The following is a 15,276-nucleotide window of genomic DNA, read 5'->3' as shown; positions in this document are numbered from 1 at the left end:
TTTATTCTTTGCTGTAACTTTTCATTCTTTCGTTTCAAAAGCCAAGAATATGAAGAAACACATTATCGCTATGTTTATGAATCGTTAATTCACTGATAATTGAGTATCTTTTGCGCACCTTATAATTAAATTTTATTCAGTTATTTTTCAATTTAGTGATTATCTTTTTAAAATCAACCACCACACTAATTATATTTAATTTGTTTATATTTGCAACTAAAAATTATTTTTTATTTTTTAATATTAAACCAAAATCCTTATTTTTTTTATATAGAAATTTTTTTCCTAAATTTGTTAATAGTAATTCTTTGTTTTGTATTTTTATAAAATTATCTTTTTTTGCTTTTAAAATACATTTTTGATAACTAGAATAAGACCAATTTAAATCGTATTGGATTTCTTTAAGAATATTTTTTTTATTTTTTACATTATTATTTTCTATATGCATTAATAAAGTAATAATCATAAAATTCTTTTTTTGTATATTATTTTTAATTAATTTAGCTATAATTCCTTTTTTGGGTTCTAAAAAAAGAACTAATAAAAAAAATATTAAAATTATTACTGAAATTAAACCTGAAACTGGTAAATCCCAAATTATTCCTAAAAAATATCCCATACTAGAACTCACAAATGAAAGCCATAACGATAAACACCAACAATTAAATAAATTCTTAGTTAATAAAAGAGCTATTGCAGCAGGACCTATCATACAAATTATAGTCATTACAGATCCTACCAAATCAAAAGCAATAACTGTTGTTATGGAAGATAAAGTCATTAATGAATAATTTATTATTAGTGAAGAAAAACCTAAAATATTTGTTAAAGAAGGGTCAAAAATAAAAATTTTTAATTCTTTATAAAAAATAAAAACAAATATAATATTTGCTATTAATATTGGAATTATTTTATATAATTGCTTTATATGTGTTAATTCTATATTACCTAAAAAAACTGCATCAGTATCTATATGAACATCTCTTGTCCATAAACTTATAATAATTATTGCGATAGAAAAGAAAAAAGTAAAAGTTATCCCTATTGCAGAATCTTTAGAAATTTTAGTGTTTTGAAAGATTAAATCTACTAAATAAACTGTTAATACTCCAATAGATGTTGCCCCTATAATTAAAAAAGGAGAATTTAAATCTTTGAAAATTAAAAAAGCTAAAGTTATTCCTAATAAAACACTGTGACTTATTGCATCTATTACCATAGAAACTTTTTTTAATACTAAAAAAACCCCTAAACTAGATAAAGCTAAAGAACAACAAATTAAAACTAAAAAAACATCTATTTCAAAATTATCGATAATTTGATTCAAAAACATTATTTAACACTTCCATTAATTAAATTTTCTATTAATTTGATCCCTTTTTCCTTAATAATTATTTTTTTGTTTTTTTTATTTAAATATAAATATTTTTGTTCGAATAAAAAAGGTTCTATATTTTGAATATTTATATTTTCATTATTATTGTACAAATGTATTAATTGTTTAAATTTTTTAATTTTATTTTTATATTTTTTATTTTTAAAATATTTTTTTAATATTCCGTGTTTGTTAGAAAATAAACAAGTAATAAATATAAAAATAGTTGTAATTATTATAATTATCGGTCCTGTAGGCATATTTTCTATTTCTAAACTAATTAAAATACCTATAAAACTGGAAAAAAATGTAACAGAAGAAGCTATACAAGCATTTATGAATAGTTTATCGCTGATTTGTCTTGATATCACTCCAGGCATAATTAAAAAAGCACTTGTTAAAATAATTCCAGTCATTTTTAAACTAATTACAATGACTCCTATTAATAAAGTATTTAAAATTAATGAAATTATTATATTATTAAAACCAAGACTTTTTGCAAAAAATTCATCAAAAATAAAAATTTTAATTTCTTTCCATAAAAAAGTTATTAATATAAAAGTTATAACAGCTACCACAACTACAGATAAAACATGTTCTTTCGAAATTAAAGCCGTTTGTCCTAATATAAATTTTTCTAAAATGGCTATAGAACTATCTTGATTTTCTTTTTGTATAAAAGCTATTAAAATATTTCCTAATCCGAAAAAAGAAGCTAATATTAAGGATAATATTGTATCTGATTTAATTTTAGAATATTTTTTTATTATTTCTATTAAAAACAAAGATATTATTGAAGCGCCAAATGCTCCTATCCAAATAACCCATTCACTTGTATTTTTAAAATAAATATAAGATATTGCTATTCCAGGTAAAATTGCATGTGAAAGAGTATCACCTAGTAGATCTTTTTTTTTTAATATTATAAATACTCCTAAAATTCCCGATGTAAATCCCAATAATGAAGTTCCTAAAAATATTTTTAAAACTGTATAGTTAGTGAAACAATTTATAATTAAATTTAAATTCATTTTTAATGCCTTTAATAATTTTAATTTTTTATTTTTGAAATAAATGGATTATTTTGAAAAGTTTTTTTAATATTTTCAGGAGTAAAACTTTTTTTAATAGGACCGCTAGCAATTTTTTTTATATTTAATAAAATAACATGATCGAAGTAATGTTTTACTGTCTCTAAATCATGATGTACTACTAAAATAGTTTTATTTTGTTTTTGTAAATTTTTTAGAACTGTAATTATTTTTTTTTCTGTTTGTATGTCTACTCCTTGAAAAGGTTCATCCATTAAATAAATTTCACCTTGTTGAGCTAAAGCTCTTGCTAAAAAGATTCTTTGTTGTTGGCCTCCTGAAAGTTCTGCAATTTGACGATTTTTCAAATTAACCATTCCTACTTCATCTAAAGATTGCATAACTATTTCGTAATCTTTGTTTGTAGGTTTTTTGAACCAACCTAAATGTCCATATCTTCCCATTAAAACAACATCAAAAACAGTTGTAGGAAAATCCCAATCTACTGAATTTCTTTGAGGTACATAAGATATTTTTTTACGAAATTGTTTATATTTTTGATTATAAAATAAAATTTCTCCTGAAATTTTAGGAACTAATTCTATTAAAGTCTTTATTAAAGTTGATTTTCCAGCCCCATTTGGGCCAATAATTCCCGTTAGAGAACCTTCGAAAATATTAATATCTATATCCCAAAGTGCAGGTTTTAAATAGTAAGAAACGGTTAAATCTTTAATTTTAATAGATGTTTTTAATTTTTTCATAATAAATTTTCTTTTATTACCTTAATATTATTTAAAAAAGCTCCTATGTAAGTGGAATGTTTGTAGTTAAAATCATTTAAAATTTCTATTTTTTCATCTGTTCCTAAAGAATCTGAATACAATTCTACATTTTCAGGTATTTTAATTGGATTTGAATGTTTTTTTAACTTGTTAACTTCTTCTTTAAGACTTTTGAGAGAATCTTTTGGTATAGAGTTTTCTGTAAAAATAGATTTTACATTATTTTCTGCTAGTATTTTAGAAAGTTGAAGTATTCTATGTATGCTAGATTCTGTTTGCGTTGATATACCTTGTATTGATTCCAATCTAAAAGAACATGAATTTTCTTCTGAAAATTTTTGCCAATAAGAAAAAGCATCATGCGCTGTAACTAAAATAAATTCATTATTTTTTTTTGTTAATTTGTTTTTTAATTCTTTCATTTCTGAAATAATCTTTTTTTTTAATTCTTTTAATTGAATATCAAATATTTCATAATTATTTTCTAATTTTAATATATCTTCTTTTGAATTTAATGTTTGTTTTAATCTTGTTTTTAAATTTTGATTAATATTTCTCCATAAATCTATTTCAAACCATACATGTGGATCATAATGTTCTGAATCATCTTCGCTTTTGATTAATTTTTGTTTATCTAAAAAATCCCCAGCTATCCATAATTTATCTTTTTCTTTTAAAAGAAAAAAAGAATCTGTCATTTTTGTTTCTAAATTTAAACCATTAATAATAATTAAATCAGCTTCTTTAATTTTTTTTCTATCCGATAGAGTTGTTTTATAATTATGCGGATCTACTCCTGTTTTCATTAAGCTTTCGCATTGAAAATTATCAATTTTTTTGTATTTTAAATCATATTCTTTTGGTATTTCGTTAGGGTCTATAATACCTAAAAGATGTTTTACAGAATCTTTTAAAATAGTAGTTGTTGTTAGTATTTTGTGTATTTTTAATTGTTTTGGGTTAATTTTTTCTTTTTCTTTTAAAAAAGATATTAATGGAACCGATAGAATTAATAATGTGACTGATATTATTATATATATGCGCCAAAGATTATAAATTTTTTTTTTTATTTTTAACATATCCAAATAATATATAAATTCTCCTTAAAAATTTAAAATTTATAGATAAAAAAATTTGTAAAAATAATAAATACTTTGAGAAAAAGTATTTTTTAAATCAAAAAAATATTCTCACTATGGATTTTTTTATAATTTTTATATTTTAATTTTATATATTAAGTGTTTAATTTTTATATTTTTTTTAAATTATAATAATTTTAAATTAAATTTTATTTTTTTATTTTAGTTTTAGTTAATTTAATTTTATTCTTGTTTAAATAAATGCGGAACGAATTTTTGTTTATAATTGATTTTTTAATTTTATTTTATTGTTTTTTGGTTTATTTTTGATATATTTTTTCGAATTTCAAGTGCATAAAAATTCATATATTTTTATTTTTATTACGCTCTTATACTCCTAAATTATATACTAAAATATTTTAAAATACAATTAAATTTTTATTAAAAAAAAGAAAATAATGTTGACAAAACATTATTTAAGTTATAAAATAGAACTAATATTTAAATTTATTTGATTTTTATGGTTTCTTCAAAAGAACTTCATAAATTATTAAAAATAATTTTAATGTAAATTTTTTAAAAACAATTATAAATTAAAAATTAAAATAAAATTTTTTGGAATTAAAAAAGAAAAAATAAATATTATTGAAAGAAATAAATAATTTAAACAATTAAGTTGTTTAGTTGAAAAAATGATCTTTCTTTTGATTAAAGAAGAGGTAAATTAATGGATTATCTTATTGAAATAAAAAAATTAAACAAATCTTTTATGAATCATGCTGTTTTGAAAAATATTAATTTACAAATTAAATCGAAAGAAATATTAACTATTATTGGTCATTCTGGTTCAGGAAAGTCTACTTTATTAAGATGTTTGAATTTATTAGAAAGACCTGATTCAGGTGAAATTTTAATAAATAAAAGAAATATTTTATCTAAAAATTTTTCTTTATCTCATTTAAGAAGTAAAGTTGGTATGGTTTTTCAAAATTTTAATTTATTTGATGAAAGAACAGTATTAGAAAATTGTTGTTTAGCGCCTGTTAAGGTTTTAAAAATTACAAAAGAAAAAGCTAAAAATAATGCTTTTTTAAAATTAAAAGAAGTGGGAATGGAAAAATTCGCTTACAAAGGTGTTGAAAAACTTTCTGGAGGGCAAAAACAAAAAGTTGCTATTGCTAGAGCTTTATGTATGTTTCCTCAAGTTCTTCTTTTAGATGAACCTACTTCTGCTTTGGATCCTGAATCTTCTCAAGATATTCTTAGAATATTACAGAAATTATCAAAACATAAAAATATGACTTTAATAATTGTAACTCATGAAATGAAATTTGCTAAAAAAGTATCTCATCAAATTTGTTTTATGGAGAAGGGTAGAATTGTTGAAAAAGGAAAGTCTAGAGATATTTTTGAAACTAATAATTATCCCAAAGCTAAGTCTTTTTTCGAAGATTTTTGATTTTTTTATAAATTTTATTCAAATTAATAAATAAAACATGGATGAATAAAATAATTTATTTTAAAAAATAATGAAAGAAAAGAAAGGTATGTGTAAAAATTAAATTGTTATGTCGATTAAAAATAAAATAAATAATTTTTATTTTTATATTAAAAAAAAATGGAAGAAAATAATTAAAATATTTCTAATATGTATTTTTATTTTGATTTTGATTTGGATGCATTATTTTGTTTTATTTTCTTTTAATGATAAAAAAAATAAAAATGTTTTTCAGGATAAAAAAAATGTAATTACATTAGGTGTTCATAATAATATCCCTCCTTTTCTTTTTGATGGTTATGATTCTAAATATAGCGTTGCTGCTGAAAATGGAGAAACTATTAGTGGTGTTGATATTAATTTATGTAAAGAATTAGCTGATAAAATGGGTAAAAAATTAGCTATTAAAATTTATGATTTTACTGGTCTTTTAGCTGCTTTAGAAACTGGAAAAGTTGATTTTGCTATTGGATTGATGAATGTTACTGAAAAACGTAAAGAAAAAATGTTGGCAGTTGAATATTGTAAGCCAGAAGTAGGAATTTTAGTAAGAAAAGAAAACAAGGATTTTTTTGAGAAAAATTTGGATCCAAAAGACAATAGTATTTCTTTAGCCAATTTAAAACAATCATTTGATGAAAATTCGAAACTTAAATTAACTACTATTACAGGATGTCTATTTGATGAGAAAATTAGAAATTATTTGAATACTGATGAACATAATGTTTTTGATAAGGAATCTATTTTCTTAACTAGAGATGATTTAGTGAAATGTGTTAATCTAATTGATAAAAAAGTTGCTGATGTTTTTATATTGGATAAAATTTTGTTAGATAATTATATTGAAAATGATGAAAATAAAAAGTTTGCTTCTTTTACTTTAGATCATGATTTTACAGTGAATCCTTTAGGTATGTTTATTAAAAAAAATAATCCAGATTTAAAATTAGAATTAGAAAAAGCTTTAAACATAGTAAAACAAGAAACACCAAATTATATGGATGTTTTTAAAGAAAGAGCTTTAGAAGATTTAAGATATGTTCAAAAAAAAATAAATTCCCATAAAAATGAAAGTTTTTTTAAAAAAATATTAATTTCTTTCCCTTCTTATATGAAAAGTTTTTGTATGTCTTTTATACTAGCTATTGATAGTATTATTTTAGGTTTTTTTGTAGCCTTGTTTTTAGTTAGGGTTAAAGTATTTTCTGAAGATATTGAAAAAAACAGTTTTTGGTTCTATATTAGAAAATGGTTTTTCCTTATAATTGAATTTTTTATCAATTTTTTAAAATCTGTTCCTATATCAGTTCAGGCTCTATTATTTTTTAATCTATTTATAAGCAGTGTAACTTTTTTTAAAGGTTTTTTAGGTACTTTTTATATATCTTTAATTGTTATTGTTTTAAATACAACAGCAAACCTTATGCATATTATGATTGAAAATATTAGGTTTTTAGACCAGGGACAAATAGAAGCAGCTTATGCTTTAGGAATGGAAAAAAAACAAGTTTTTCGTTATATTATTTTTGATCAAAGTATTAAAAGAACTTATCCTTCTGTTTTTTCACAATTTTTAAATAATATTAAGGATACTGCATTATTTTCTATTATCGGATTAACTAGTCTTTTGTGGACTGCGCAACGAAATATTTCTATTACTTATGATTCTGTTATTCCTTATTTTATTGTAAGTTTAATTTATTTTGTTTTAGTATCTACGACTAATTTAATAGTTTTTTTTACTCAAAAAGATAAATAATATGGTAGAAAATAATTTAATAAAAATCAACCATAAAATAACTTATTAAAAAAAATTTTATGTTTTTATGTTTTTTCTTGTAAAGAAAAGTAAAAAATATTATAATTGATATTATATTGTTAGTTGTGTTAATTTAATTATTAATAAAATTAACTTTATATTATTAATTTTGTTATAATATTATTTAAATTTAATTAATGATATTAATTTTTTATATTGTTTTTATTAATTAATTTATTTTTTAATGTAAATATAATTTTAAATTTTAATTTAAATAAAAAAAAATCTTTTTTATATAATAATTTTTAAAAAAAATAATTAATTTAAAAATTATTATTTTTTTTATAATTTTTAGTAATTTTTATTGAATTTAATTAGAATTTTATGCAAATTATAAGTATATTTTTTATATTTTTATATTTATTTTATAATTATTTTTATAATTATTTTTCAAAAAATAAAAATAATTTTAAGAAAAAAAGAGGATTATGACTCTATTATGTTAGGGAAAAAAAATATTTTTAGCAATAAAAAAATAGTTTATTTTTTTTATTTTTTGATTCTTATAGTATCTTTTTTTTTAACTATTACTTACGCTTTAGTTAATTTTTTTCATAAAGAAAAGCCGTTTAGTAAGAATTTTAAAATAGGTAAGTCTACAGGAGAAATTCTTTTAGTAGATTGCAAAGCAGATTCCACAACTTTTAGAAATGAATTATTATCTTTAAATGAACCTTTCATTAATGAAACGCAACAGACTTATACTGCAGAAGAAACACATATAGTAAAAATAGATACTAACCAAACGAAAAATAAACATTTGGATTTGTTGAATAAATATAGATGGTTAAGTATCAATTATAAAATTTTTTTATTATCAAAAGATAATAATTCTAATAATGATTTAATGATAATAAATACTAAAAAAGGTCAAGATATTACAACTACTATATATGATGACAATTCTCCTAATAATGAGAAAGAATGTACTATCTTTCCTGTTTCTCTTACATATGCTAAAATGGAAGCGAATAATACTGCTAGCACTACTAAGACTTTTTATGTAGATTCTACTGGTAAATTACATCGTCCTGAAATGTATAAGAAAAAGGTTTTGAGCAGTAATGATGAATATTTGTCTTATGAAGTTTTAGTACAATTGCAAAGTAATATTACTTTGAATAAGGAAAGTTTGAAAGATTTTTTTGAATCTTACAATAAACAACACCCTAATGCGAGAAAAAATTATTCTGATTATGCTAATGATGATGATACCCCTACTATAAAAATTATAATGGAGTATGATTTGGTGGATGAACATGGTAATGAAAATACTGGAAATATTAGCAGAAGAGGTTCTACAGGAATGAAGTTACCGACACAAGCGACAAATACTGATAAAAAAGGTGATAAAGTTTTACTTAAAATAGTTAATTTAGAACAGAATAAAAACATACAAAGCAATACAATAAGTAATTAATAAGTTTTATTTATAATTATTTATAAATTGGAAATTTTAATTTTTATAAGGAAATTTAATATTTCCTTATAAAGGAAGGTTTTTTATCATATTTACATTATGTTTTTATTATATAAAAAAAATAAAAAAAAAATATTTTGTTATTTTTTTTTATACTTTTTTTGTTTTTTTGTTTTTTTGTATCCCAAAAATGCATTAAATGCCTGCGAAGGAATAGAAAAAGAAAATTTTGGGGATTTTAAAAATATAAAAATTCAAAAACCTAAAGTTATTCAAATGTATAAAAAAAATAATCCTGAAGGAATTTCATTAGAAAAGAAATATGTTTTAAAAGTTAAAACTATTCCAAATAAATATTCTTTATTTTCTAAAAAAGAAGAAGAACAATTTCAAAAATATTTTTTTCAAGTTTCAGTTGTCGATAATAAAAAAAATTCTTCAATAAAGGAAGCCAATGATTTAGATATTAAAGAAATTCTTAAACAAGAAAATTTGTTTCTTCATGTTAATGTTCGTATTTTTTTTGATTCTAAAGATAAAGAAAACGATCAAATAATTACTCAAGAAAAAACTAATCAATTTGATATTGAAATTTTTGTAAAAAATGATCAAGGGGTTTTTGAATCTCAATTTAAACAAACAAATGATGAAAAGAAAAATTTTATGCAAAAAATTCCTTATAATGATTCTGATTATAAAGAAATTATGATTAAGATTGGTCATAATTTTAATATTGTAGGGATGGAAACGGAAACAAAAAGAATACCTTTTTCTTTAAGCGTGGATTTGGATTTAGTTTATAATGAGAATTCTATTTGCGGTAAAGAAAGTGAAAAAATAAAATGTGTTCATATAATTGATAAAATTAATCCTTTATTTTCTAGAGAAGAGAAATTAATTCAAAAATTAGTTGATAAGAAACAATTTTATTTAATTAAACATATTTTATTTCCTTTGCAATCTGAAGAAAATATAAAAAAAATTTTAAAACAATTTTCTAATTTTAATTTGTATTCAGAATTTGAAAAAAATATACTAAATCATTTTAAGAAAGATAATTCATCAGACTTTATAATTTTTTATGTTAATAAAAAAAATGATATTAAAATTTTTGATATAAACAAAATAGATAATATAGGTAATAAAGTGGATTTTTTTAAAAATTTTTTTGACTTCGTTTTAAAAGAAAAAAATATACAAAGAATTTTTATTTTATGGAATAAAAAATTTTATTCTCCTTATGATGAAAATACATTTTCTAATCTTCATTTTAAAATTTTTTTACCCAATGTAGGTTTTTTTTATCGAGTTTATCCTACTCGTACTGTTTTAGGTTCTAATGAATTGTATCATAATGATTTTATTATGAGAATGCGTAAAAAATTTAATAATGAACCAGTTATAAATGCTTTTAACATACAATTAAAAAACCCTATTAATTTATTAGAAAAAATAACACAATTTGAAATTGAATATGAAAAATGTAAATTGGTTTCGATGTCTGATGATTTATTAGAATTAGATGAAAATGATTTTTATAAATTAAAATTTTATTTTAGCGAAGACATTAATACAGGAATTCAAAATAACAATATAAATAATAATATTAATATTAAAATAGAATAAAATTTATAAATTTTTAAAAGGATCAAAAAAAAAAAAAATAATGAAAAATAATGATTAAAATAGAAAATGGCAAAAATTTGATATTAGATAACGATAGTGATTTTAATATTAATTTGTTTTTAAATATGTTTTTATTTCTTACTTTATGTTTTTTTTCTTTTTATTTTTTATATATTAATAATAATTTTGAAGAAGAAGTGAAAAATTTAGAACAAAAAGTAAATAATATTCAAAATAATGATATTAACATTAATGATTTAGCTTTGGATTTAGATCAAGAACAATTACAAAATATATTAATACCTATTGTTGAGAAAAAATTAGAAAGTCAAATGAAAGATTATCAAAACGATTTAAATAGTTTATTTGAAAAAAATAAAATTTTATCACCTGATGAATATAATTTAAAAAAATCTATAACTTCTGAATTGAATAAATATAATGATGAATCTAATTCTTTGGATCCAAATTCAAGTAATATTTCTAATAATGATTTTATTTTTGATCCTAATGCTAAATTTTTTCCCAAAGATAAAAAAAATTTTGTTCCATTTGAAGATATTATTGGGATGAATGAAGAAAAAAAAGCTTTAGAAGAATTTTTGAATTATTTAGAACATCCAGAAAATTATGATCCAGATGTTATAGGAGCTATAGAAGCTCCTAGAGGTGTTATTTTATATGGTTGTCCAGGAACAGGAAAAACTTTACTTTCAAGGAGTTTATCGAAAAAAGCAGGACCGCAAGTAAGTTTTTATGAGTTATCGTCTCCTGAATTTTCTTGTGGTATTTATGGCGAAGGACCTGAAAAAGTACGTGATTTATTTAGAGATGTTAGAAACAATAATAAAAGACCTGAAATTAAAGCTTCTATTATATTTTTAGATGAATGTGAAGAAATTTTTAAAAATTTATCTCAATTGGGAGAAAATGTTAGTAAAGATTTAGCTAATATTGTTAATCAATTTAAAACCGAGACTACAAGTGCTGATAATGATCCTAAAAAACCTATTTTAATTATTGGCGCTACTAATCATTATGATAAATTAGATGAAGCTATTAAATCTCGTTTTGATTATCATATAGAAGTAACAGTTTTTGATAAAAATGCTAGGTTAGAATTTTTAAAACAAAGAATTCAAAAAAGAAATAATAAATATAATGATGAAGCTAAAAATTATTTATTTAATACTGTTAATGAACTTATTGAGAGTTTTCCTGTAGAAAAAAGAGCTAACAGAACTTTAGAAAATTTTTTAAATTCTATAGTAAGAAATGCAGCTAAGAACAATCGATCAATAGTAGAAAAAGCAGATATTGAAATTGCTTATAAACAAATTTTTAGCTAAAAAAGTTTTTATTTTATGATTATTATAATTTTTATTTATTAAAAAAATATTTATTTTTCAATTAAAATGAATTAAATTTATTTAAAAAAATTTAATTCATTTTTTATTTTTTTTAGGAATTAAAATAATTTTAATGAAGAATATTATTATTAGGAAGAAAAATGAACAAAAAAGATTTAAATTTTGTTTAATTTTTTTTTGAATAAAAAAATAATCTATTTTATTTTTTTCAAAAGAACCTCTTATGAAATATGAAAGTGTTTTATTATTATTTTCTGGTGAATTATTGATTCCTATAAAATTGTTATTACTATCGAAACATAAAAAGTTTAATTGTTTGTTATCTAATTTTTTTTTGTTTTGTAAATCAAAATTAGAAGAAAATAAAAATGCATTTTTTTCTATTTCGCTTATATTACTTCTAAAAATTTTTGGAAAATGTTCTTCATTGTCGTTATTTTTTATAAAATATATTTTTTCACCTAGTAATAAATTTTTTTCATTTTTGGTTGCAGTAACAGATAAATCTTGTTTAGATTTAAAAGTAATTAAGACTAAATTATTTGTATCTAAAAAAATATTTTGTATATTACCTTTTTCTTTTATTGGAATGTTATCAGAATTATAAGCAATTATATTGACTTCATCAGAAAAAATATTTCTAATGTTATTGAATATTTTATAAAAAATATTGTCATTAGATTCAAAAGTAGATATTACAAAATATAAAAATTCATTATTAGGTAAATTTTGTTTTTGAAAAATAATACCGTTTCCACTATTATTTTGGTCTTTATTCCAAACTATCAAAGAATTTTTTATTTTTTCCGCATTGGTTATTTTTTTATTTTTTATTTCATTTAAATTTATAATTTCAAAAGATAAAAAAGAATTATTTTCTTTTTCTTGATGATGTTTGTAAATATTGTATTGTATGTTTTCAATAATCTTGTTTTTTATTTTTTTTTCAAATTTCATTATAAAGATTGTATTTTCTTTATTTTTATTTTTTTCTAATGTTATTGAAACTTGTTCTTTTGTAGGGTTTAAAGATAATATTTTTTTTTCATTATATCCATTATGTATCAATTTTATTTCTAATAATAAATTTTTATTATTTTCATTAGTTTCTAATAATTTTGAAGTAAATTGTGTTTTTGTTTCATTTTTTTTCAATTTGAATAAATATTCTAAAAAAATTGTGAAATTATAATTTTCTTGAATTTTATTGTCTGAATTATTTTTTTCAAAGTAATTTAAAAAATTATTTGTTTGTCTTTCTATTATATTTTCTTCAGAATAATTAAAAAATGTTTGTAGTGGATTTCTTTCTTTAGCTATTAATATGTCTTTAAATAAATTTTTTATATGCATTATATTAATAGCTTGAGAAAATTTATCTTCTTCAAAAGGATTTTGCATAGAACTTCTATTTATTCCTAAAATTTGACCTTTTTTATTAAAAATAGGACCTCCGCTATTCCCATTATCTAATTCAATATTAAAATTAATTTCTTTTGGATTGAAAAAAATAATATTACCTTTTTTTAATAAATTTTTTTCTGTTGTTAAAATGTGTTTTAAAATATTTTTTTTGTCATTGGATTCAAAAAAAAGTTCCATTTTTTCCCAATCTATTTTTATAATATTTATTTCTTGTTGATTTTTGGGAAATAATAAATCCATATTATGAAGAGGAATTATTTTAGAACCCATGCTAAAAATAGATTCTCCTTGATGAATGTTTAGCATTTCATTGTCTACTATTGCATTTTTTAAAATTTCTTGTGTTTCTTGAAATTTATCATCATCTTCATCCGTAAAACTTAAAATACTTAAATCATCATATTTTTTTTCGTTATCAATAAAACCTATTAATTCTGTATTTTTTTTGTTAAAAAAATTATTTACAATTTGAATATTAGTTGTTAATTGAGAATTTAAATCTTTTATTTCTTCTTTTATTACATGTCTATTTGTTAAAACATAATATTGATACATTTTTTTGTTATTTATTGTTATAGGTTTTGCTTCAAAAATAAATCCTGAACCAATAGATTTTTCTAAAGATATTAAAAATGTAATTTTTGATAAATTTTTAATTTTATCTGATAAATTTGAATCTTGCTGATTTTTTATTTTTTTTAAATTTGTTAATACTTTTTTTTCATTTTTTATTTTTTTTAAGTTTTTATAGCATTTTTGTGTTTCTTTTGATCTAGAATTTTCTAATATTTTATATTCGAATAATATATTTTCTTCTTTTTGAAATTTTTCACATAAAAAACCCGCAAAAATTTGTTTTTGATCTAAAAAAATATATTCTTTTTGTGTTTCTGCAGGATTATTATTTTTTTGAAATTCTATAGGAAATCTAAATTCATTTGGTTTTTTTTCACAATTTTTAGCAATATCTGTTGTTTCTAAGTTATTGCAATTTAAAAAAGATAATAAATTGTTAGTGGTTAAGATATATTTTTCATTTAAATTATTTTTTTGTTGTAAAGAAATTCCTGCAAATTCTCCTTGCGTTGTGAAAAAAATTTTATTATTTTCTCCAGTTATTGAAACAGGTAAATAACTGGTATCTTCTAATTCGTAATCACTACTTATAGTTCCTTCTTGAAAAAGTTTTATATTTGTTTCTGTGTCTATAGTAAAAGCATATATAGTATCTCCTTTTTTGAAACTATGATTTTTTAATTTATATGCTTCTAACTTATTGAAATCAAAATTTGGATCATTTTGATTATTAAATGTTTTATTTAGTTTATCTTGTATATTTTTAATTATTTTTAATTGTCTGTTAGATTTATTAAAATTAATTTGATTTGCATTCAGTTGATTAGAAATTATATTTTCTTTGTTTATAATGAATAAAAATTTATAATAAAAAAAAATAATTATACAAAATAGAAAAAACGATAAAGATAAAATATAATAATTTTTTAAATATTTAAATGAATATATACTTTTCAAAAAACATACTCCTATTCATATTTTGTAAAATTTATTTTTTTTATAGAATTTTGAATTAAAAATATTTTTAATTAAAAGTTAATTTTGTACATGCATTTATATTTTAAACAAATAATTATTTAAAATTAAATTTTTTAATAAAATTATTTTTTTATTAACATTTTTTATTGACTTTGTAAAGAAAAAACTTTAGAATATAAATTAGCAGTCATTAACAATGAGTGCTAGAATTTAATAATAAATTTATAGAGGTGTATAAGGGCGCGAAATGATGCCTAATTATGAGTGATTTAACGCATCACGAACATCATGATA

General features: G+C 19.9%; 10 protein-coding genes. 5 read left to right on the top strand and 5 right to left on the bottom strand.

Annotated elements, in window-relative coordinates; all coding sequences use genetic code 11:
• Window positions 1-223: 223 nt before the first annotated feature.
• From ACHMP6_RS01385 to ACHMP6_RS01370, 4 genes are read right to left on the bottom strand one after another with little or no spacing between them, the layout of a single operon-like run.
• Window positions 224-1,333, bottom strand: coding sequence for a metal ABC transporter permease (locus tag ACHMP6_RS01385; RefSeq protein ID WP_412097745.1), 1,110 nt, complete (start codon window positions 1,331-1,333; stop codon window positions 224-226).
• The gene (locus tag ACHMP6_RS01380) at window positions 1,333-2,406 is read right to left on the bottom strand and encodes a metal ABC transporter permease (protein ID WP_412097744.1); all 1,074 of its coding nucleotides are present in this window, start codon (window positions 2,404-2,406) and stop codon (window positions 1,333-1,335) included. Before ACHMP6_RS01380 ends, ACHMP6_RS01385 begins: the two co-directional genes overlap by 1 nt.
• A gap of 20 nt (window positions 2,407-2,426) precedes the next feature.
• On the bottom strand, window positions 2,427-3,170 hold the full coding sequence (locus ACHMP6_RS01375; protein ID WP_412097743.1) for a metal ABC transporter ATP-binding protein: 744 nt from the start codon (window positions 3,168-3,170) through the stop codon (window positions 2,427-2,429).
• A complete protein-coding gene (locus ACHMP6_RS01370) occupies window positions 3,167-4,270 on the bottom strand; it encodes a metal ABC transporter solute-binding protein, Zn/Mn family (protein ID WP_412097746.1) in 1,104 nt (367 codons plus the stop codon). The genes ACHMP6_RS01375 and ACHMP6_RS01370 overlap by 4 nt, the downstream gene beginning before the upstream one ends.
• A 727-nt stretch (window positions 4,271-4,997) precedes the next feature.
• Here ACHMP6_RS01370 and ACHMP6_RS01365 point away from each other — a divergent pair.
• The 5 genes from ACHMP6_RS01365 (at window position 4,998) to ACHMP6_RS01345 (ending at window position 11,982) form a co-directional block, all read left to right on the top strand.
• Window positions 4,998-5,729: an amino acid ABC transporter ATP-binding protein gene (locus tag ACHMP6_RS01365; protein WP_412097742.1), complete on the top strand. Its 732-nt coding sequence runs from the start codon at window positions 4,998-5,000 to the stop codon at window positions 5,727-5,729.
• A 109-nt stretch (window positions 5,730-5,838) separates the two neighbouring features.
• A complete protein-coding gene (locus tag ACHMP6_RS01360; protein WP_412097741.1) occupies window positions 5,839-7,527 on the top strand; it encodes a transporter substrate-binding domain-containing protein in 1,689 nt (562 codons plus the stop codon).
• A gap of 499 nt (window positions 7,528-8,026) precedes the next feature.
• The gene (locus ACHMP6_RS01355) at window positions 8,027-9,007 is read left to right on the top strand and encodes a hypothetical protein (protein ID WP_412097740.1); all 981 of its coding nucleotides are present in this window, start codon (window positions 8,027-8,029) and stop codon (window positions 9,005-9,007) included.
• Window positions 9,008-9,106: 99 nt separating this feature from the next.
• On the top strand, window positions 9,107-10,633 hold the full coding sequence (locus ACHMP6_RS01350; RefSeq protein WP_412097739.1) for a hypothetical protein: 1,527 nt from the start codon (window positions 9,107-9,109) through the stop codon (window positions 10,631-10,633).
• Window positions 10,634-10,683: 50 nt separating this feature from the next.
• A complete protein-coding gene (locus ACHMP6_RS01345) occupies window positions 10,684-11,982 on the top strand; it encodes an AAA family ATPase (RefSeq protein ID WP_412097738.1) in 1,299 nt (432 codons plus the stop codon).
• 96 nt (window positions 11,983-12,078) lie between these two features.
• Here the strand turns inward: ACHMP6_RS01345 and ACHMP6_RS01340 are convergent, their stop codons facing one another.
• Window positions 12,079-14,961 carry a trypsin-like peptidase domain-containing protein gene (locus ACHMP6_RS01340; protein ID WP_412097737.1) on the bottom strand — a complete coding sequence of 961 codons (2,883 nt, stop codon included), beginning with the start codon at window positions 14,959-14,961 and terminating at the stop codon, window positions 12,079-12,081.
• Between the last annotated feature and the right edge of the window lie 315 nt (window positions 14,962-15,276).

The organism is Candidatus Phytoplasma palmae, assembly GCF_046896035.1.
Classification (GTDB): Bacteria; Bacillota_I; Bacilli_A; order Acholeplasmatales; family Acholeplasmataceae; genus Phytoplasma; species Phytoplasma palmae.
Note: the sequence above shows the minus strand (reverse complement) of the source record. Positions and strands in the feature narration are given on the sequence as shown.

Coding starts and splice junctions, on each gene's coding strand:
- ACHMP6_RS01385 (WP_412097745.1), bottom strand. CDS start 1,333: ATGTTTTTGAATCAAATTATCGATAATTTTGAAATAGATGTTTTTTTA.
- ACHMP6_RS01380 (WP_412097744.1), bottom strand. CDS start 2,406: ATGAATTTAAATTTAATTATAAATTGTTTCACTAACTATACAGTTTTA.
- ACHMP6_RS01375 (WP_412097743.1), bottom strand. CDS start 3,170: ATGAAAAAATTAAAAACATCTATTAAAATTAAAGATTTAACCGTTTCT.
- ACHMP6_RS01370 (WP_412097746.1), bottom strand. CDS start 4,270: ATGTTAAAAATAAAAAAAAAAATTTATAATCTTTGGCGCATATATATA.
- ACHMP6_RS01365 (WP_412097742.1), top strand. CDS start 4,998: ATGGATTATCTTATTGAAATAAAAAAATTAAACAAATCTTTTATGAAT.
- ACHMP6_RS01360 (WP_412097741.1), top strand. CDS start 5,839: ATGTCGATTAAAAATAAAATAAATAATTTTTATTTTTATATTAAAAAA.
- ACHMP6_RS01355 (WP_412097740.1), top strand. CDS start 8,027: ATGTTAGGGAAAAAAAATATTTTTAGCAATAAAAAAATAGTTTATTTT.
- ACHMP6_RS01350 (WP_412097739.1), top strand. CDS start 9,107: ATGTTTTTATTATATAAAAAAAATAAAAAAAAAATATTTTGTTATTTT.
- ACHMP6_RS01345 (WP_412097738.1), top strand. CDS start 10,684: ATGATTAAAATAGAAAATGGCAAAAATTTGATATTAGATAACGATAGT.